This window comes from Pseudomonas sp. Z3-6 (genome assembly GCF_051131985.1).
GTDB classification, from domain to species: domain Bacteria; phylum Pseudomonadota; class Gammaproteobacteria; order Pseudomonadales; family Pseudomonadaceae; genus Aquipseudomonas; species Aquipseudomonas zanjanensis.
Genome location: NZ_CP071644.1, coordinates 5,597,291 through 5,616,529, shown reverse-complemented (window position 1 = coordinate 5,616,529; position 19,239 = coordinate 5,597,291). Strand labels below are relative to the sequence as shown.

20 protein-coding genes are annotated in these 19,239 nt (G+C 59.5%); 16 read left to right on the top strand and 4 right to left on the bottom strand.

Annotated features, from left to right (window positions below):
- Window positions 1-94 precede the first annotated feature (94 nt).
- Together ftsB and ispD are read left to right on the top strand one after the other, a co-directional pair.
- Entirely contained in the window at window positions 95-373 is a 279-nt protein-coding gene (ftsB, locus tag J3P88_RS24445) for a cell division protein FtsB (protein ID WP_003184873.1), read from the top strand.
- Window positions 370-1,077: a 2-C-methyl-D-erythritol 4-phosphate cytidylyltransferase gene (gene ispD / locus J3P88_RS24440; protein WP_186705508.1), complete on the top strand. Its 708-nt coding sequence runs from the start codon at window positions 370-372 to the stop codon at window positions 1,075-1,077. The genes ftsB and ispD overlap by 4 nt, the downstream gene beginning before the upstream one ends.
- A 173-nt stretch (window positions 1,078-1,250) precedes the next feature.
- Here ispD and J3P88_RS24435 read toward each other — a convergent pair whose 3' ends face one another.
- Window positions 1,251-2,147 (bottom strand): LysR substrate-binding domain-containing protein, encoded by an 897-nt coding sequence (locus J3P88_RS24435; protein ID WP_186705509.1) that lies wholly within the window; start codon window positions 2,145-2,147, stop codon window positions 1,251-1,253.
- Window positions 2,148-2,254: 107 nt separating this feature from the next.
- Here J3P88_RS24435 and J3P88_RS24430 point away from each other — a divergent pair, with 107 nt between their 5' ends.
- The 9 genes from J3P88_RS24430 to J3P88_RS24390 all read left to right on the top strand — a co-directional run bounded on the left by J3P88_RS24430 (window position 2,255) and on the right by J3P88_RS24390 (window position 11,446).
- Window positions 2,255-3,367 (top strand): S-(hydroxymethyl)glutathione dehydrogenase/class III alcohol dehydrogenase, encoded by a 1,113-nt coding sequence (locus J3P88_RS24430; RefSeq protein WP_434572071.1) that lies wholly within the window; start codon window positions 2,255-2,257, stop codon window positions 3,365-3,367.
- 90 nt (window positions 3,368-3,457) lie between these two features.
- The gene (gene fghA / locus J3P88_RS24425; protein ID WP_434572069.1) at window positions 3,458-4,303 is read left to right on the top strand and encodes an S-formylglutathione hydrolase; all 846 of its coding nucleotides are present in this window, start codon (window positions 3,458-3,460) and stop codon (window positions 4,301-4,303) included.
- Between the two features lie 43 nt (window positions 4,304-4,346).
- On the top strand, window positions 4,347-4,820 hold the full coding sequence (ispF, locus tag J3P88_RS24420) for a 2-C-methyl-D-erythritol 2,4-cyclodiphosphate synthase (RefSeq protein ID WP_186705512.1): 474 nt from the start codon (window positions 4,347-4,349) through the stop codon (window positions 4,818-4,820).
- The gene (gene truD / locus J3P88_RS24415; RefSeq protein WP_434572067.1) at window positions 4,817-5,875 is read left to right on the top strand and encodes a tRNA pseudouridine(13) synthase TruD; all 1,059 of its coding nucleotides are present in this window, start codon (window positions 4,817-4,819) and stop codon (window positions 5,873-5,875) included. The genes ispF and truD overlap by 4 nt, the downstream gene beginning before the upstream one ends.
- Window positions 5,863-6,612 (top strand): 5'/3'-nucleotidase SurE, encoded by a 750-nt coding sequence (surE, locus tag J3P88_RS24410; RefSeq protein ID WP_186705514.1) that lies wholly within the window; start codon window positions 5,863-5,865, stop codon window positions 6,610-6,612. Before truD ends, surE begins: the two co-directional genes overlap by 13 nt.
- Window positions 6,613-6,653: 41 nt before the next feature.
- Window positions 6,654-7,289, top strand: coding sequence for a protein-L-isoaspartate(D-aspartate) O-methyltransferase (locus J3P88_RS24405; RefSeq protein ID WP_170862085.1), 636 nt, complete (start codon window positions 6,654-6,656; stop codon window positions 7,287-7,289).
- Window positions 7,290-7,500: 211 nt separating this feature from the next.
- Window positions 7,501-8,346 (top strand): peptidoglycan DD-metalloendopeptidase family protein, encoded by an 846-nt coding sequence (locus tag J3P88_RS24400; protein WP_186705515.1) that lies wholly within the window; start codon window positions 7,501-7,503, stop codon window positions 8,344-8,346.
- Window positions 8,347-8,452: 106 nt separating this feature from the next.
- Entirely contained in the window at window positions 8,453-9,460 is a 1,008-nt protein-coding gene (gene rpoS, locus J3P88_RS24395) for an RNA polymerase sigma factor RpoS (RefSeq protein WP_003198289.1), read from the top strand.
- Window positions 9,461-10,879: 1,419 nt separating this feature from the next.
- Window positions 10,880-11,446 (top strand): hypothetical protein, encoded by a 567-nt coding sequence (locus tag J3P88_RS24390; RefSeq protein ID WP_186705516.1) that lies wholly within the window; start codon window positions 10,880-10,882, stop codon window positions 11,444-11,446.
- 150 nt (window positions 11,447-11,596) lie between these two features.
- On the opposite strand, the gene fdxA is transcribed toward J3P88_RS24390, so the two are convergent.
- From fdxA to J3P88_RS24375, 3 genes are all read right to left on the bottom strand, one after another.
- On the bottom strand, window positions 11,597-11,920 hold the full coding sequence (fdxA, locus tag J3P88_RS24385) for a ferredoxin FdxA (protein ID WP_181289193.1): 324 nt from the start codon (window positions 11,918-11,920) through the stop codon (window positions 11,597-11,599).
- Between the two features lie 142 nt (window positions 11,921-12,062).
- A complete protein-coding gene (gene mutS / locus J3P88_RS24380) occupies window positions 12,063-14,630 on the bottom strand; it encodes a DNA mismatch repair protein MutS (protein WP_434572064.1) in 2,568 nt (855 codons plus the stop codon).
- A 373-nt stretch (window positions 14,631-15,003) separates the two neighbouring features.
- Window positions 15,004-15,357: a DUF6124 family protein gene (locus J3P88_RS24375; protein WP_186705517.1), complete on the bottom strand. Its 354-nt coding sequence runs from the start codon at window positions 15,355-15,357 to the stop codon at window positions 15,004-15,006.
- 542 nt (window positions 15,358-15,899) lie between these two features.
- Between J3P88_RS24375 and J3P88_RS24370 the strand changes: the two genes are divergently transcribed.
- From J3P88_RS24370 to J3P88_RS24350, 5 genes are all read left to right on the top strand, one after another.
- The gene (locus J3P88_RS24370) at window positions 15,900-16,634 is read left to right on the top strand and encodes a LexA family transcriptional regulator (RefSeq protein ID WP_411387468.1); all 735 of its coding nucleotides are present in this window, start codon (window positions 15,900-15,902) and stop codon (window positions 16,632-16,634) included.
- Window positions 16,635-17,164: 530 nt separating this feature from the next.
- Window positions 17,165-17,593 carry a hypothetical protein gene (locus tag J3P88_RS24365; RefSeq protein WP_411386618.1) on the top strand — a complete coding sequence of 143 codons (429 nt, stop codon included), beginning with the start codon at window positions 17,165-17,167 and terminating at the stop codon, window positions 17,591-17,593.
- A gap of 130 nt (window positions 17,594-17,723) precedes the next feature.
- A complete protein-coding gene (locus J3P88_RS24360) occupies window positions 17,724-18,074 on the top strand; it encodes a phage holin family protein (protein ID WP_123342521.1) in 351 nt (116 codons plus the stop codon).
- Window positions 18,075-18,110: 36 nt separating this feature from the next.
- The gene (locus tag J3P88_RS24355) at window positions 18,111-18,623 is read left to right on the top strand and encodes a hypothetical protein (RefSeq protein WP_250965173.1); all 513 of its coding nucleotides are present in this window, start codon (window positions 18,111-18,113) and stop codon (window positions 18,621-18,623) included.
- A 3-nt stretch (window positions 18,624-18,626) separates the two neighbouring features.
- Window positions 18,627-19,238, top strand: coding sequence for a phage baseplate assembly protein V (locus J3P88_RS24350; RefSeq protein ID WP_434572061.1), 612 nt, complete (start codon window positions 18,627-18,629; stop codon window positions 19,236-19,238).
- The last annotated feature ends 1 nt before the right edge of the window (window position 19,239 follow it).

The following is a 19,239-nucleotide window of genomic DNA, read 5'->3' as shown; positions in this document are numbered from 1 at the left end:
TATCAAGCACAAGCCTGGGTTCTCCAGGCTTCGTGCTATCAGACGCTTCAAAGTTTGGCATGGCGGTCTTTTTTCACTGGATACCTGATATTCGATGCGCAGTCCCAATTGGTTGTTTCTTGTCTTGCTCCTGTTGCTGGCCGGCCTGCAGTACCGCCTGTGGGTGGGTAATGGCAGCCTGGCGCAAGTGGCCGACCTGACTCAGCAAATTGCCGATCAACACGCTGAGAACGAGGCGTTGCTGGAACGTAATCGGGTGATGGACGCCGAAGTGACCGAGTTGAAAAAAGGCATGGAGACCGTTGAAGAGCGGGCTCGCCATGAATTGGGCATGGTCAAGGAGGGCGAAACCCTCTACCAGTTGGCCCAATGAGCATTCGTCTACCGGCCTTCTGGGCCGTGATTCCCGCCGCGGGCGTTGGTGCCCGGATGGCCGCCGACCGTCCCAAGCAATACCTGCAGTTGGGCGGACGCACAATTCTTGAACACAGCCTCGGCTGTTTCCTCGATCACCCCACCGTCAAGGGTGTGGTGGTCAGCCTTGCCCACGACGATCCTTACTGGCCGACCCTGGCCTGTGCCAACGACACACGCATCCAGCGCGTCGACGGTGGCGAGCAACGTTCGGATTCTGTACTCAATGCCTTGTTGCATCTTCACGAGCAGGGCGCCGATGATTTCGATTGGGTGCTGGTGCACGACGCCGCCCGGCCCAACCTGTCCCGAGACGACTTGGACACATTGCTTAGCGAGTTGGCGAACGACCCGGTTGGCGGCCTGCTGGCCGTCCCGGCGCGCGACACCCTCAAGCGCGTCGACAAGCATGGCCGTGTGCTGGAAACCGTTGATCGCAGCGTGATCTGGCAAGCCTACACGCCGCAGATGTTCCGCCTCGGTGCCTTGCATCGGGCCCTGGCTGACAGCCTGGTGGCGGATGCGGTGATTACCGACGAAGCCTCTGCCATGGAATGGGCGGGGCAGGCGCCTCGGTTGATTGAAGGGCGCTCGGACAACATCAAGGTCACCCGGCCGGAAGACCTGGAGTGGTTGCGTCAGCGGTGGGCGAATCGTCGCTAGTAAATTCCTATCTATGTTCGAACACCGCGTCGCGCCCTTCGCGAGCAAGCCCGCTCCCACAATAGGTCTATGTTGATCATAAGAGTGTGGCCAGACACAGGGTCAATGTGGGAGCGGGCTTGCTCGCGAAGGCGATCATGCAGGCACCGGATAAACTCCGGGCAGAAACTGGCCTAACCCCGATATTCAGGCCGCTCAGCCAACCCCCCCTTCAAATAATCCACCAACTTGCGCACCTTCGGCGATAGGTGCCGCTGCTGCGGATACAGTGCCCAGACGGCCGTATTCGGCGGTTGATGCGCCTCCAGCAGCGAGATCAACGCACCGCTGTGCAAATGTTCCAGCACGTAATAGTCCGGCAATTGGCACAAACCCACCCCTTGCAGCGCCGCGTCGAGCACCGCTTGCCCACTGTTGCAGCGCCAGTTCCCCTGTACTCGCTGGGAAAACTCCCGCCCGTTCTGCTCCAGTTGCCAGATGTCGGAGCTGCCGATCAGGCAATTGTGGCGGCTCAGCTCCGACACGCTATGGGGGCGGCCGTAGCGTTCCAGGTAAGAGGGTGAGGCGCACAGGTACATGCGTCGCGGTGCCAGGCGCGTGGCGACCAGGCGCGAGTCCTGCAAGCGACCAAGGCGAATCGCCAGGTCCAAGCCTTCATGCACCAGATCCAGAGGGCGATTACTCAGCTCGATGTCGACCCGCAGCTGCGGATAAAGCCCCATGAACCGTGTCACCAGCGGCACGATAAACCGCTCGCCATAGGCCACGGCACAGGTCATGCGCAGCATGCCCTTGGGCTCACTGGTCAGGTCGCCGACGGCTCGCAGTGCTTCCTCGCGTCCGTCCTGCAAGCGCTGGCAATGCTGCAAAAAGGTTTGTCCGGCTTCGGTCAGTGTCACGCGGCGGGTACTGCGGTAGAGCAAGCGCGTCTGTAGGCGCTCTTCAAGCCGTACGATTTGTCGACTGATATGGGAAGACGACACCCCGAGGCGTTCGGCGGCGGCAGTGAATTGGCTGCATTCGGCCACGGCGACAAACTCGTCGATGCCTTCCCAGCGGTTATCAGACATGCAGGATTATCCCTATACAGCAATAATGTTTTGCTTTTGGCTGGATTATTCATTGTCCGGCGGAGGATTACACTCCCGGTCTTGTTTTTATTTGCTGGAGAATCCGGATGATCAAGTCGCGCGCTGCCGTTGCCTTCGAGGCCAAGAAACCCCTGGAAATCGTTGAAGTCGACGTGGCCATGCCCAAGGCGGGCGAAGTGCTGTTGCGCGTGGTGGCTTCCGGTGTTTGCCACACCGACGCCTACACCTTGTCGGGCGCTGACCCGGAAGGGATCTTCCCGTCGATCCTGGGCCATGAAGGCGGCGCCATTGTCGAAGCCATCGGCGAAGGCGTGACCTCGGTGGCGGTGGGTGACCATGTGATCCCGCTGTACACGCCGGAGTGCGGCCAGTGCAAATTCTGCAAGTCGGGCAAGACCAACCTCTGCCAGGCGATTCGCGCCACACAGGGCAAAGGCCTGATGCCGGACGGCACCTCGCGCTTTTCCTACAAGGGCCAGACGATTTTCCACTACATGGGCACCTCGACCTTTTCTGAATACACCGTGCTGCCAGAAATCTCCGTCGCCAAGATTCCAAAAGAAGCGCCGCTGGAAAAAGTCTGCCTGCTGGGTTGTGGCGTCACCACCGGCATCGGCGCGGTGCTCAACACTGCCAAAGTCAAGCCGGGTGACACCGTGGCGATCTTCGGCCTGGGCGGCATCGGCCTGTCGGCCGTAATCGGCGCCGTGAAGGCCAAGGCCGCGCGCATCATCGCCATTGACATCAACCCGGCCAAGTTCGAAATCGCCAAGCAACTGGGGGCCACCGATTGCGTCAACCCGAAAGACTTCGACCGTCCGATCCAGGAAGTCATCGTCGACATGACGGACGGCGGCGTGGACTTTTCCTTCGAGTGCATCGGCAATGTCCAGTTGATGCGTGCCGCCCTGGAATGCTGCCACAAAGGTTGGGGCGAGTCGGTGATCATCGGCGTGGCCGGGGCCGGCCAGGAAATCGCCACCCGTCCATTCCAGTTGGTAACCGGGCGCGTCTGGCGCGGTTCGGCCTTTGGCGGCGTGCGTGGTCGCAGCGAGTTGCCAAGCTACGTGGAAATGGCCGAGAAGGGCGAGATCCCGCTGGATACCTTCATCACCCACACCATGGGCCTGGAAGATATCAACAAGGCATTCGACCTGATGCATGAAGGCAAGAGCATCCGTACCGTCATTCATTTTTAAGGAGCAGCGGCAAGCTACAAGCTACAAGCTGCAAGTGGGCATGCTCCTCTCTTGCAGCTTAAAGCTTGCCGCTTGCAGCTGAGGTGAAGAATGAACCTCGAAAATATCTCTTGCCAGAAAAGCTTCGGCGGCTGGCACAAGCGTTACCGGCACCGTTCCGACGTGCTCGGTTGTGACATGGTGTTTGCCGTGTACCTGCCGCCGCAAGCGGAGCAGGGCGGCAAGTTGCCGGTGCTGTATTGGCTGTCCGGGCTGACCTGCACCGACGAGAACTTCATGCAAAAGGCCGGCGCCCAGCGCATGGCCGCCGAGCTGGGCCTGATCATTGTCGCGCCGGACACCAGTCCCCGCGGCGCCGACGTGCCCGGCGACCCGGACAATGCCTGGGACTTCGGCCTGGGGGCTGGTTTTTATCTGAACGCCACGCAGGATCCGTGGGCGCGGCACTATCGGATGCATGACTACGTGGTGCAGGAATTGCCGGCGCTGGTCGAAGCGCATTTCCCGGCTTCGGACAAACGCGGCATCAGCGGTCACTCCATGGGCGGCCACGGCGCGCTGGTCTGCGCCTTGCGCAACCCGGGGCGTTACCGTTCGGTGTCGGCCTTTTCGCCGATCAACAACCCGATGGATTGCCCATGGGGCCAGAAGGCTTTCTCCCGTTATCTGGGAGAGGACCGCTCGAAATGGCGGGAATGGGATGCCTGTGCATTGATTGCCGAGGCGCAGGAGAAGCTGCCATTGCTGGTGGACCAGGGTGATCGCGATGATTTCCTGGCCAACCAACTCAAGCCCGAAGCGTTGCAACAGGCGGCCAAATCCGCCGATCATGCGTTGGAGCTGCGCCTGCAACCAGGCTACGACCACAGCTACTTCTTCATCGCCAGCTTCATTGACGACCACTTGCAGCATCATGCGCGCGCTCTAAACGCCTAATGCAGGTAGAATCACGCCCTGACAAAAATCGGGGCGTTTTTTTATGCGTATTGGCCACGGCTACGATGTTCACCGTTTCGCTGAAGGCGACTTCATTACTCTGGGCGGCGTGCGGATCGCACACGGCTTCGGGCTGCTCGCGCATTCTGACGGTGATGTCCTGCTGCACGCCTTGAGCGATGCACTGCTCGGTGCCGCAGCCCTGGGTGACATCGGCAAGCACTTTCCCGACACCGACCCGCAATTCAAGGGTGCCGACAGCCGTGTGCTGTTGCGCCATGTGGTCGCGCTGATCCACGCCAAGGGCTGGAAAGTCGGCAATGTCGATAACACCATCGTGGCTCAGTCCCCAAAAATGGCCCCGCACATCGAGGCGATGCGCCAGTTGATCGCCGAGGATCTTCAAGTTGAGCTGGACCAAGTGAACGTGAAAGCCACCACCACCGAGAAGCTGGGTTTCGTCGGTCGCGAAGAAGGCATTGCCGTCCACTCCGTTGCCTTGTTGCTGCGCCCATGACCGAACTGGAATTGTTGGGGCCGCGGGCTTACGGCGAGTCGTTGGGCAGCGCGGTACTCAAGGCCAGCGCTGAAGATTTCCAGGTCGATGAAGTGCTCGACATCCCGTTGACCGGCGATGGCGAACACTTGTGGATCTGGGTTGAAAAACGCGGCTTGAATACCGAAGAGGCCGCCCGTCGAATCGCCAAGGCCGCCGGCGTGCCGTTGCGCACCGTCAGCTATGCCGGGCTCAAGGACCGTCAGGCCCTGACCCGCCAATGGTTCAGTGTGCAATTGCCAGGCAAGGCCGATCCCGACTTGTCGGCGGCAGAGAACGACACGCTGAGAATCCTCAAGACCGCACGCCATCGGCGCAAGCTGCAACGCGGTGCGCACTCGGCCAATGGCTTTACCTTGCGCCTGACTCAATTCAAGGGCGACGTGGCGGCGATCGACGCGCGGCTGCAACAGATTGCCCGCCAGGGAATCCCCAATTATTTTGGCGCCCAGCGCTTCGGCCATGATGGCGGCAATGTCGTCGATGCCCGTGCCTGGGCCGCGCGCAAGGCGTTGCCGGAACAGCGCAATGTGCGCTCGCGGCTGTTGTCCACCGCCCGCAGTTTCCTGTTCAACCGGGTGCTGGCGGCGCGGGTCGCCGACGGGACCTGGCAGCGTGCCCAGGTAGGCGATCTACTCGCCTTCACCGACAGCCGCAGTTTTTTCCCCGCCGGGGAGGCTGAGTGCAGCGATCCGCGCCTGGCGATTCTTGACCTGCACCCGACCGGGCCGCAGTGGGGCGAAGGACCTTCGCCCGCCGCTGGCGTGGTCTTCGAGTTGGAGCAGGCTATCGCAGAAGGCGAAGCGGATTTGCGCGACTGGTTGATAAACGCGGGAATGAGTCACGAACGTCGCATCCTGCGACTGCCCATTGGCGGGCTGTCGTGGCATTATCCCTCGCCTGACATTCTGCAACTGGAATTCGTCCTGCCGGCCGGATGTTTCGCCACTGTCTTGGTGCGCGAACTCGTCGATCTGGTGCCGGTGGGGCAGACGGACAGCCCATGCGTATTCTGATTTCTAACGACGACGGGGTGACAGCACCCGGTCTTGCCGCGCTTTATGCTGCGCTGGCGGATTTTGCCGAGTGCGTGGTCATCGCCCCGGACCAGGACAAAAGCGGCGCCAGCAGCTCGCTGACGCTCGACCGTCCTTTGCATCCCTGCTATCTGGACAACGGCTTCATCAGCCTCAACGGCACCCCAACCGATTGCGTGCACCTGGGCCTCAATGGCTTGCTGGAGCGTGAGCCGGACATGGTGGCCTCGGGCATCAACCTGGGGGCCAACCTGGGGGATGACGTGTTGTATTCCGGCACGGTTGCCGCTGCCCTGGAAGGTCGCTTCCTAGAAAAGCCGTCGTTCGCCTTTTCGTTCGTTTCCCGGCAGGTCGATAACTTGCCGACCGCGGCCTACTTCGCCCGTAAACTGGTCGAAGCCCATGGCGAGTTGGACTTGCCGCCACGCACGGTACTGAACGTGAACATCCCCAACCTGCCGCTCGATCACATCCGTGGCATCCAACTCACGCGCCTGGGCCATCGTGCCCGCGCCGCCAAACCGATGCACGTCGTCGACCCGCGCGGCAAGGCCGGTTACTGGATCGCCGCCGCCGGTGATGCCGAGGATGGCGGGCCGGGTACTGATTTCCATGCGGTGATGCAAGGATATGTCTCGATCACGCCGTTGCAACTCGACCGTACCTTCAACGATGCCTTCCGAAGTCTCGATGGCTGGCTGGAGGGGCTGCGCTGATGGCTCGTGAGCAAGACGATATGCTGCGCCGTGGAATCGGCATGACCTCCCAGCGCACCCGTGAACGACTGATCCAGCGTCTCTACGAAGAAGGCTTGTCCAACGCCCAAGTGTTGGAGGTGATCCGCCGCACGCCGCGGCATCTGTTCGTCGATGAAGCCCTGGCCCATCGCGCCTATGAAGACACGGCGTTGCCGATTGGCCACAACCAGACCATTTCCCAGCCGTACATGGTGGCCCGCATGAGCGAGTTGCTGCTGGAAGCGGGACCGCTGGACAAGGTGATGGAGATCGGCACCGGTTCGGGTTACCAGACGGCGGTGTTGTCGCAACTGGTCGAGCGGGTGTTTTCCGTGGAGCGGATCAAGGTCTTGCAGGATCGCGCCAAGGAACGCCTGGTGGAGCTGAACCTGCGCAACGTGGTGTTTCGTTGGGGCGATGGCTGGGAAGGTTGGCCGGCCTTGGCGCCCTACAACGGCATCATCGTCACCGCCGTCGCGACCGACGTGCCTCAAGCCCTGTTGGATCAGCTCGCCCCCGGTGGACGGCTGGTCATCCCGGTGGGTGCCGGCGAGGTTCAGCAACTGATGCTGATCGTGCGCGAGGAACACGGTTTTTCGCGACACGTCCTGGGGGCGGTTCGGTTTGTGCCGTTACTCAATGGGCCGTTGGCCTGAGCATTTATATACAGACGCTGAATTCCGTGGCCACGCCTGTGTCTTACAGCGGGATCGATTCGCTGAACAGAGCCCAATGGCGTCGAGCAAACGTGTGCGGTGGTGAGTTGCGCTTCATTAATAGAGGCGCAGTCGTCGCCAGCTATATTTGTATGAACGCTGCCTGGACAGGCAGCCTCCAATTTTTCAGCCACCACAAAGGGAGCGGCGGGTGAGTCTCACAGTCATTGCGCAGCGTATGGGTATCACGAGCTTTCAGCGCCTGGTGACTGGCCTTGTCTTGAGCACTTTGCTGGTCGGTTGTTCCAGTACGCCGTCGAGCAATGTCCGGGTTGTCGATCGCAACAGCGCAACACCTCAACGTCCTACGGTAACGACCGGCCAATATGTAGTCCGTCGCGGCGATACGCTGTTTTCCATCGCTTTTCGCTACGGCTGGGACTACAAGGCCCTCGCGGCACGGAACAACATTCCTGCGCCTTATACGATTCACCCCGGTCAGACGATTCGTTTCGATGGCCGTAGCGGTTCAACGCCTACCGCGGTGGTGACGCAGTCGGGTTCGACGCCTTCGTCGTCGAGCAAAACCACGGTCATCCGCCGGCCAGCGGGGGCTGGAACGGCTGTCGTACCGTCCGTCGCGAGCAAACCGACCCCTGCTCCGATGCCTCCCGCAGGCCCCGCCCCGACAGGCTGGGGATGGCCTTCTAATGGCGTTCTCATTGGAAAATTCTCTTCAAACGGTAGTTTGAATAAAGGAATTGATATCGCCGGGGATTTGGGACAGCCTGTTTTAGCTGCGTCTGATGGCACGGTTGTGTACGCCGGGAGTGGTTTGAGGGGCTACGGCGAACTCGTCATCATCAAACACAGCGATACCTACGTCAGTGCCTACGGTCACAACCGCAGGCTGTTGGTTCGGGAGGGGCAGCAGGTCAAGGTCGGACAGACAATTGCCGAAATGGGATCAACGGGAACAGACCGGGTGAAACTGCATTTTGAGATTCGCCGGCAAGGTAAACCAGTCGATCCGCTGCAATTCCTGCCACGTCGTTGATTTGATTGTCAGCCTGTTCCGTCACGTAGAGGGAACAGGCTCCAGCGTTGCCAAGGATAAAGGCGTCGCTCGAGCTTGAGGTCGAACTCACCAAAGGACTATAACAATGGCTCTCAGTAAAGAAGTGCCGGAGTTTGACATCGACGATGAGGTTCTCCTTATGGAGACCGGCATCGCTATGGATTCGATGTCGAATGATGAAGGGGCGACTCCACCTTCCGTTCGTGCCAAATCCAAACACTCCGCTTCACTTAAACAACATAAGTACATCGATTACACCCGGGCGCTGGACGCCACTCAGCTGTACCTCAACGAAATCGGTTTCTCGCCACTGCTCTCCCCCGAGGAAGAAGTTCATTTTGCGCGGCTGTCGCAAAGTGGTGACCCGGCCGGTCGAAAACGCATGATTGAAAGCAACCTGCGCCTGGTGGTGAAAATCGCCCGACGCTACGTCAATCGAGGGCTTTCGCTGCTGGACCTGATAGAAGAGGGCAACCTGGGCCTGATTCGCGCCGTCGAGAAATTCGACCCTGAGCGCGGCTTCCGTTTCTCGACCTACGCCACCTGGTGGATCCGCCAGACCATCGAACGGGCGATCATGAACCAGACCCGGACGATCCGGTTGCCGATTCATGTGGTCAAGGAACTGAACGTCTACCTGCGGGCCGCCCGTGAGTTGACCCAGAAACTCGATCATGAACCTTCACCTGAGGAAATCGCCAACCTGCTGGAAAAACCGGTGGGTGAGGTCAAGCGCATGCTTGGGCTTAACGAGCGGGTTTCCTCGGTAGACGTTTCCCTGGGGCCGGACTCGGATAAAACCCTGCTGGATACCCTCACGGATGATCGGCCCACTGACCCGTGTGAACTGCTTCAGGATGATGACCTGTCCCAGAGCATCGACCAATGGCTCTCGGAGTTGACCGACAAGCAACGGGAAGTGGTGATTCGCCGCTTTGGCTTGCGGGGGCATGAAAGCAGCACGCTTGAAGATGTCGGGCTGGAAATTGGATTGACGCGTGAGCGGGTCAGGCAGATCCAGGTTGAAGGTCTCAAGCGTTTGCGGGAGATCCTGGAGAAGAACGGCTTGTCGAGTGAGTCGTTGTTTCAATAACACCGAGGTAAGTGCAGCAGAAACGCGCCCTGGCTGGCGGTGATGCTGTGCAGTTTGAAAAAGCGGTGCTTCCCAGAAATGGGAAGTGCCGTTTTTTTGGGCTTGGGTTTGGGGGTATATCCGTTTCAAAAACGATGTGGCCTTGTCGCCGACCTGGTTCTTGGTGAGACCGCATTTCCCCTGTGGGAGCGGGCTTGCTCGCGAAGGCGGTGTGTCAGTTTGCAGTGATGTGGAGGTGCCGGTGTCATCGCGAGCAGGCTCGCTCCCACAGGTGATCCAGGTGCCCATGAGTCTCGTGTCTGGCTGCAGGCCTATTGTGGGAGCGAGCCTGCTCGCGAAGACGATGTCACAGTCGATGAAGATGTTGGACGGGCTGGCCTCTTCGCGAGCAAGCCCGCTCCCACAGGTTTTGCGGTGCACATGAATTTTGTGTCCGCTGTAGATCCAATGTGGGAGCGAGCCTGCTCGCGATAGCGGTGGCTCAGCCACATAAGTGCCGGCCTATGCCCCGTTTGCTCTTGCTTTGGATCTTGATCTTGATCTGGACGCCCCGTTAAACCACGCTGGCCGAACGCAGGCATTGCGTAGTGGGCATCCCGGCATGGATGCCGGGATAGCCGCGCTGGGCCATGGATGGCCCTTCGCGGCGGCCCACGGAGCAATGCCGGAGTGAGGGCACACCGAGCCTAGGCGAGGTGCCGAGTGGTGGGGCAAAGCGCTTTTGGTTACTTTTGGCTGGTCCGGCTCCCGGCTCTTCCAAAAGTGACCCGCCGTAAGGGCGGAACCCTAAGTGGCCGTTACCGCAGCAACGGATATACACACCACCCCTGACCCCCCGCTCGTAAAACTATAGAACATCACGACTGGTTCGAATGCTTCTGCATATCTGAAGCATCGTTTCCCCAACCCAGCTCCATTTATAGGTTCAGCTTGTAAGCATTTGCCTAGTGTTGCGTAAGCGATCGGTTTCTCATCGCCAGGACAGACAGCTATAAATCCCGTGATCTTTTTATATTTAACTGATTTATAAGGAAAATTTGTTGATGAACATAGTGTGACAGAGCAAGCCACCTGTATCACCCGCGTTGCACTCGCCTGGGAAGACACTAATATCAGCCCTGTGTCGACGGACAGACACACCCGTCAAGGACGATGGGAACGGAAGGACATCGCAGGACGCGATTCATCAGGACGATGAATAGGATTAAAGGGATTAGGGAAAAAATGTGGGCGGGTCAAACCGCCCCTTTTTTTGATTCAAAGATTGCCGGGTAAGCGTTCTTGGTTTTCTAGAGCACACCGGGCCGCGAGTCGAAAGGTTCGTGGGGTGATCCAGCAACTACTCCTGGAAGGCGTGTTAGCTAACCCAGTGAGACACGATGTCTCCAGGTCTTTCCGCAAAACTAAAAGGATTTAGATATGACACTGTCTCTTCAAGACATAAAACCTGAGCAAGTCGATGCGCTCAAAAAGCAATCACAAGTTGCTTTTGACGAACAAATCAAGCGCATGCAAGCGCTTGTGAGTGAGAAGCCGGCGCTGCAAGAGGTCCTCAATCAGAAGGTGCACCCACAATCGTTGTGTGGCTGTGGATGCGCGCAGAACATTTGCGGCTATTTCTGCTTCGAAGGTTGCGGTAGCAGTTGTTATCCTCACTCCGAAACCATCCAGATTACTGCGTCCCCCGCGATTATCGGACCAGACGCTCCTCAGCAAGGAACCCAGGTACGGTTTGTCGGCTATGCGACAGGTACGGGTACCAATGTCGATATTTCCAATCTCTATCTGCTGGGCTCGGTGCCTGATGCCGAGAACCTCGTCAACGTCCCGTTGTCGCTGCAATTAACGATTAATCAAGGTTCGCTCTCCCTGTACTTCTTTGAAGGGACGCGTCTGTTGGCCGTGATGCTTCATCCGTCGCAATATGGCTCGAACATTAGTGGGGAGTTCTCCGGCACTGGGTCCGGTACATTCCAACTGGTGTGAAGTAGTCAACCTGTCGTAATCAGCCCCGTTCCGGGCAAGAAAGCCCTGGCCTAAAACGCCGGGGCTTTTTTCGGGCCGCGATTTTTCTTCAGGGCGAGACAGAAAAAGCAAAAAAGGCCCGCAAGGGGCCTTTTGGTGACGCCGGAAAGATCAGCGCTCGAGGTCTGCGATCTTGCCTGGTTTGCCATCCCACTCTTCAGCGTCCGGCAGGGCGTCTTTCTTCTCGGTGATGTTCGGCCAGATGTCCGCCAGTTCAGCGTTCAGCTCGATGAAATTCTCCATGCCGGTCGGCACTTCGTCTTCCGAGAAAATGGCATTTGCCGGGCATTCCGGTTCACACAGGGCGCAGTCGATGCACTCGTCCGGGTGAATGACCAGGAAATTCGGCCCTTCGTAAAAGCAGTCCACCGGACACACTTCTACGCAGTCGGTGTACTTGCACTTGATGCAGTTGTCGGTGACGACGAAGGTCATTTCTAATTCTCTCCTCAGGCGGCTGTCGCGAAGCCCCTTCACGGCGGGGTCGCGAGGTTTGGGAGCGGTAGTCTGCGAACCAGGCTAATAGTCCGCAGCATCCCAAACCGCGCGAGATTCTAACAGCTTGAAAGCCTGTGCGTTAGATCCGTGTCTTCAATGTATAGAGCAATTCGAGCGCCCGACGCGGAGTCAGGTCGTCCACATCGAGCTTGGCCAGTTCATCGAGCACCGGATGCGGCAGGCTGGCGAACAGGTCGCTTTGCTGTGGCGCGGCCGGTTTGCCTTTGGTCGGGCGTGGTGCTTCGTGGGGCAGGCTGGTGGTTTCCAGGCGGCTCAGGTGCTCGCGGGCACGGCTGATCACTTCGCTCGGCACGCCGGCCAGTTGCGCCACCGCCAAGCCATAGCTCTGGCTGGCCGGGCCGGGCAGCACGTGGTGCAGGAAGACGATGCGCTCGTTGTGCTCGGTGGCGTTGAGGTGGACGTTGGCCACCAGCGGCTGGCTTTCCGGCAACACGGTGAGTTCGAAATAGTGGGTGGCGAACAGTGTGTAGGCCCGCAGGTGCGCGAGGCGTTCGGCCGCGGCCCAGGCCAGGGACAAGCCGTCGAAGGTGCTGGTGCCGCGGCCGACTTCGTCCATCAGCACCAGGCTGCGTTCGGTGGCGTTGTGCAGGATATTCGCGGTTTCGCTCATTTCCACCATGAATGTCGAGCGCCCACCGGCCAGGTCATCACTGGAACCGATCCGGGTAAAGATGCGGTCCACCAAGGACAATTCGCAACTGGCCGCCGGGACGAAGCTGCCAATGTGGGCCAGCAGCACGATCAACGCCGTCTGGCGCATGTAGGTGGATTTACCACCCATGTTCGGACCGGTGATCACCAGCATGCGGGTGTTGTCGTCCAGGCTCAGGTCGTTGGCCACGAACGGCGTGGTCAGGACTTGCTCGACCACTGGATGACGACCCTGGCTGATGCGCATGCACGGCTCGCTGACGAAACGTGGGCAGTTGAGGTCCAGGTTGAGCGCGCGTTCGGCGAGGTTGCTCAGCACATCCAGTTCCGCCAGGGCGCCGGCGGTGTCCTGCAAGGGCGGCAATTGGCTGATCAGATCCTCGAGCAGCGCTTCGTAGAGCATCTTTTCCCGGGCCAGGGCGCGACTCTTGGCCGACAGCGCCTTATCTTCAAACGCCTTGAGTTCCGGGGTGATGAAACGCTCGGCGCCCTTGAGGGTCTGGCGGCGGACGTAGTCGGCCGGGGCTTGCTCGGCCTGTTTGCTTGGCAGTTCGATGAAGTAACCGTGAATTCGGTTGTAGCCGACCTTGAGATTGGCCAGTCCGGTGCGGGCTTTTTCCCGGGCTTCGAGGTCGATCAGGAACTGGCCGGCGTTTTCGCTCAGCGCTTGCAACTCGTCGAGTTCGGCGTCGTAGCCGGTTTTCAGCACGCCACCGTCACGGATCACCGCCGGCGGGTTGTCGATAATGGCTTTTTCCAGCAGCGCGGCCAGCTCCGGGTAGGTGCTGGTGGTTTGTGCCAGTTGTTGCAGGTGCGGTGCTTCGAGGTCGGTCATCGCCACCTGCAGTTCAGGCAACGCGCCGAGGGCATCGCGCAAGCGCGCCAAGTCACGGGGACGGGCGTTGCGCAGGCCGATACGGGCGAGGATCCGCTCGATGTCGCCGATTTCCTTGAGCTGCGGTTGCAGCTGCTCGAAGCGATAGCGGTCCAGCAGGCAAGTAATGGATGACTGGCGCGCTGTCAGCACCGTCAGGTCCCGCAGCGGACGGTTCAACCAGCGGGTCAGCAGGCGGCTGCCCATGGCGGTCTGGCAGCGATCAACCACCGATTGCAAGGTGTTGTCGCGCCCACCGGCCAGGTTGGTGTCCAGCTCCAGGTTGCGTCGGCTCGCGCCGTCCAGCACCACGGTGTCATCCAGGCGCTCGTGACGCAGGCTGCGCAAGTGGGGCAGGGCGGTGCGCTGGGTTTCCTTGGCGTAGGCCAGCAGGCAACCGGCCGCGCCGATGGCCAGGGTCAGGTTCTCGCAACCGAAGCCCTTGAGATCCTGGGTGGAGAACTGCTGGCAGAGACTTTTCAGCGCCGAGTCGCGCTCGAAATCCCACGGCGCCCGCCGACGTACGCCACGGCGTTTTTCCGCTGGCAGGTCTTTGGGCCAGTCATCGGGAATCAACAGCTCTACCGGATTGACCCGCTCAAGCTCCGCCAGCAGGTTTTCCCAGCCCTTGATTTCCAGCACCGAGAAATTGCCACTGGTGATGTCCAGGACCGCCAGGCCGAACAGGCGTTCGTCGCCCAGCACCGCGGCGATCAGGTTGTCCCGGCGTTCATCGAGCAAGGCTTCGTCACTGACTGTACCCGGTGTGATGATCCGCACGACTTGGCGTTCGACAGGCCCTTTGCTGGTGGCCGGGTCGCCGACTTGCTCGCAGATCACCACGGACTCGCCGAGCTTGACCAGCTTCGCCAGGTAACCTTCCGCCGCGTGGTAAGGAATCCCACACATCGGTATCGCCATGCCCGCCGATTGCCCACGTGCCGTCAGGGTGATGTCCAATAGCTTGGCGGCTTTCTTCGCGTCCTCGTAGAAGATCTCGTAGAAGTCGCCCATGCGGTAGAACATCAGCTGGTCGGGGTGCTGGTTCTTCAGGCGCCAGTATTGCTGCATCATCGGCGTGTGGGAGGACAGATCGTTCACGGCGGTATTCATGGGTGTCAGGGAAGCTCGTTGAAAGGTGTGGGGCAAAAGGAGGGGCATTGGCCCGGCTTTTCCGCGATGGGCGCAAGGTTAACATGGGTGGTCGGGGGGGACCCAGTTTGGGATTGGGTGTATATCCGTTGCCACGGTAACGGCTATTTAGGGTTCCGCCCTGACGGCGGAGCACTTTTGAAGAGCCCGCAAGCCGGCCTGTTCCTCCGGCTGTACTCCGATCCAATTGTGGGAGCGAGCCTGCTCGCGATGACGACTGCCAATACAACTTGGTTGTAACTGGACTACCGCTATCGCGAGCAAGCTCGCTCCCACAGTGATGACTCGGGTTTTTCTTAGGTCTTGGCTTGCATCACGAGTGCTACCTCACCTCAACCACATCCAACGCCCGGTTCGCCAACAACTGGCTCAACTCGATCATCTGTTGAACCCCCAGCAAGATATTCCGACGCGAGCCCTTCAGGTCGAATGCCAAGTCACTGACCATGGCATTAGCCGAGGCCAGGGTTTCGCTGAGGTTGGCGAGCAGGCATTCGGCGTCGACGTTGGGGGCGATGATGAAAAGGGTATCGGGCGTGTCAGCGGTTTCCTTGTCGGTTTTCGGCTTGAGGTAATAGTCCAGGGCGCGGGTGGCCGCGTCGTCGAGTTTCTTGGCGTTGGCCGATTGGCTGCGGGAGACGTGATCGTCTGGGGGATTTGGAGTGTTCTTGCTCATGATGCTTGGATCCTCGAAGTGGGAGCCATCACCGATTCGCTACTAAACGAAATGGGTGGCAGCTGTACGCAGGTTAGTAGACCGGGGATCCAAGAAACCGGCGCACCCGAGGGCGCCCTGCGCACAGCTACCATCGAATGCAGGAATGGGAATACCTGACAGGATGGAGCGATGTACATCTTGGAAATACCGGGCTACTAAACCCGATCACTGATGGGCAGTGACAGGATCAAAAGTACCGGTGGCCCCCAAGGCGCACAAGCCGGCGGATTCTGGCGTAGTTGTAGGCAGAGGCGCAAGAAAACGTAGCCTTGCGTCGCATATTTGAAGGACGGCTTTGGAGCCTTTTCCCAACGGCGTGTAGGGCGATTCCGTGGCGAGGGAGCTTGCTCCCGCTGGGCTGCGCAGCAGACCCTTTTGTGAGCGCTTCGCACTCAAGCGGGAGCAAGCTCCCTCGCCACAATGAATGCAACTGGTTGGAATTGCCTATTTATGCAAAACAGCATTTGTCTTCTGCGAAAAGAACAAGCACTATGCGCGTTATGCAAAAACGCAACGTTTCGACCGTATTAAGAGCATTGCTCGATCAGCACGGGATCTCCCCCACGGAGCTTCACCGGCGTACCGGCGTGCCTCAGTCCACCCTCTCCCGGATCCTCAGCGGCAAGATCGTCGACCCTTCGGATAAACACATCTCGAAGATCGCCGAATATTTTGCCGTGAGCACCGATCAGCTGCGCGGGCGCGCCGACGTTGTGCCCCTCGGCAATGCCCGCCGCGACGAGCCGCATTCCGAACTCAAGGACATAAGCCTGTGGGACGACGAAACACCCGTCGAAGAAGACGAAGTGTCGGTCCCTTTTCTGCGTGAGGTTGAATTGGCTGCTGGATCAGGAAGATTCGTCATCGAGGAGAGCGAGCGCTCCAGCCTGCGGTTCGGCAAGCGCAGCCTGCGCCACAACGGTGTGCAGTTCGACCAGGCCAAGTGCGTGACGGTGCGCGGCAACAGCATGTTGCCGGTGCTGCGCGACGGCGCCACGGTTGGGGTGAATGCGGGCAAATGCGGGATCGGCGATATTGTCGACGGTGACCTCTACGCCATCAATCACAACGGCCAACTGCGGGTGAAGCAGCTTTACCGCCTGCCCACCGGCATCCGCCTGCGTAGCTTCAATCGCGATGAACACCCGGATGAGGACTACACGTTCCAGGAAATGCAGGACGAGCAGATCGTCATCCTCGGTCACGTCTTCTGGTGGGGCATGTACGCCCGTTAACCCCTCCGCTGTCAGATAAAACCCGCCGCCGAGCGGGTTTTTTTCGCCTCCTGAAACCCGCGCCCCCCGCATTTACAAGGGCTTCATGCATTTGCGCATTCAGCATGCATAAATAAATGCATTTACGCATTGACTGTATATGCATCCATGCATATTCTGTGTCCAAGCCGCTCGACAAAGCGGCTGGCAACGAAGCTCTTTAGTTCCACCAACAGGCAGCGATGAACCGGCCTTAACGGTTCAGAGGGTTGGCAACTGGCCCGGGTGTGCAGCGTAAAGCACCAGAAGCAGTTATCCGGCGGGCAGGGACCGCGGCCGGAGGAACAATTTGAATGGATCCGTACCGCGCCAGTCGCGCCGAAAGATCAAGCGCATTACTGAAAAGCCTGGGCAACCGGGCTTTTTGGAATGCCTGTGCCGCGAGGTGCTTCAAACAGGCAGGGCATTTCCATGCGCTCATTCGTGAAGCCAAGGAGATGCCCAGATAAAAAGTGATTTAAAAAACTTACCTATCTAAAAGGATGTAACTGATGAAAAACTTTTTCAGTGTGCTGGTCGTAGCTGTCCTGGCCTTCCAGTCCCTTAATGCAAGTGCTGAAACCTCACCTGTCGGTTCCTGGCAATTCGCTTACTACCACGTTCCGGGCGGTGGTTTTTATGCCAACCAAACGATCTGTTTCAAAGCAGACAATACCTGGTACTCGAGTTCGCAGGCCGGCTGGAAGGGCGCATGGTTCCAGAACGGGGACGATCTCCAATGGAATGGGAGTGTGCCAATGCCGGGTGCAGGGAGCGCCAACAATCTCGCGACCATTGCCATGGGTAAGTTAGCTGTCGCGGGTTCGATGTCGGGTAACTACGCGGAATGGGCCGCACCCAGTGCGCTACCGCTGTCGTGGGACAGGCACTACACCTACACCATGACCTACAAAGGCGCGACCTGCGCTGCGCCGAAGTAATGTCAGCCCTCCAATACCTGAAAAAAGCTTGAACGCTACTAGTCGCGACTTAATGGGTTGCACCGACCCACATCTCATTCACCTCAAACAACTTACCCGCCCAATCTTAATCACCCCCAGGAAGCCTGACATGACAAACGAGCAACAAGCGTTGCTGGACATGCCGATCTGGCTGGTCATCGTGCTCGCCCTGGTGGGCGGGGTGTCCGGCGAGATGTGGCGCGCCGACAAGGAGGGCGCCCGTGGCTGGCCGTTGCTGCGCCGCGTGGTTCTGCGCTCCGGTGCCTGCGTGGTCTGCGGCGTATCGGCAACCATGCTGTTGTACGCCCTCGGGATGTCGATCTGGAGCGCTTGCGCCCTGGGTTGCCTGACCGCCATGGCCGGGGCCGATGTGGCCATCGGTCTTTACGAGCGCTGGGTCGCCAAGCGGATCGGCGTGTGCGAAGTCCCTCCGCGAGACGTTCCTCCCGACCAGCCGTGAATCGACAGCGCTGATCCCTACACAAGGAGGCGATCAATGCCTGCCCTTATCGAAAAACCGTCGCAGTTGTTCTCGGCCATTGCCCAGACGCTGCGCGCCACTTATCCCACCTTGAAAGTCGGCAGCCCTCAGGAGTTCGATGGCACCGACGATCAACCCTGGATACTAATTGCCATCGAGCGTGATGCCCCCGGTCACCGCGCCAACAATGGGCGTATCGCCCATGTCCTGACGGTTTCCCTGCAAGTGGTCATGGCCGTCCCGGGATGGGAGGCCTGCGATTTGGCCGCTGAGCTGAAGCACTTGGTGATGGATAACCGCTGGGGTCTGTCGGGCGATCAATGCGACTTGCCCACGGAGATCGATGGCCTGCCATCTACGTTCATCAACCCGACAAGGTCGTACACCGCCTGGACCCTTTCCTTCAGCCAAACCTTGTACCTCGGCCCGACGCTGTTGGATGACCCGTTGGGCATCGCGAAGTTTGCCCGCACCTGGGAAGTGTCGAACATCGACGACCCGGACCAATACACCGCACTCGAGGGCTGAGCCATGTTTGATGCGCTGTTACGGATGCATCTGGGGCCGATCATCGAGCGCCTGGCGCAGATGGAAACCGAGCTGGAAGACTTGCATCGACGTGCGGAGAGTTTCTGCCGCATTGGCGTTTGCCAGGAAGTCGATGCGGCCAGCAACACCTGCAAAGTCAGCCATGGCGGACTGCTCACTCCGGCGATCCGCTTTTTCAACCCGAGCGCCGGCGCCCAGAGCGAGTCGCGGATTCCGTCCGTGGGCGAGCAATGCCTGTTACTCAACCATGGCGGCGGCGAGAGCGGTGGGCAGGCGGTGGCGTTGTTTGGCCTCAATGGCGGTCAGTTCCCGCCCGTCTCGACCCAGGCCTCGCTGACGCGTCGCCTCTATCAAGACGGCACGGAAAACGGCTACGACCACGCCAGCCATGTCCTGCATTGGAAGAACGGCCCGGCGACGTTCAGCGGTTCCCGCGAATCGCTCCAGTTCAGCATTGGCCCATCGAGTCTGGCGATGATGCCGCAAATCATCGAATTAAAACTGGGCGCCGTCGGCATTCGGCTCGACGCCTCCGGTGTGCACCTGAGCGGCCCGGTGGTGGATCACCAGGGACGCGTCATCAGTACCGCATAAG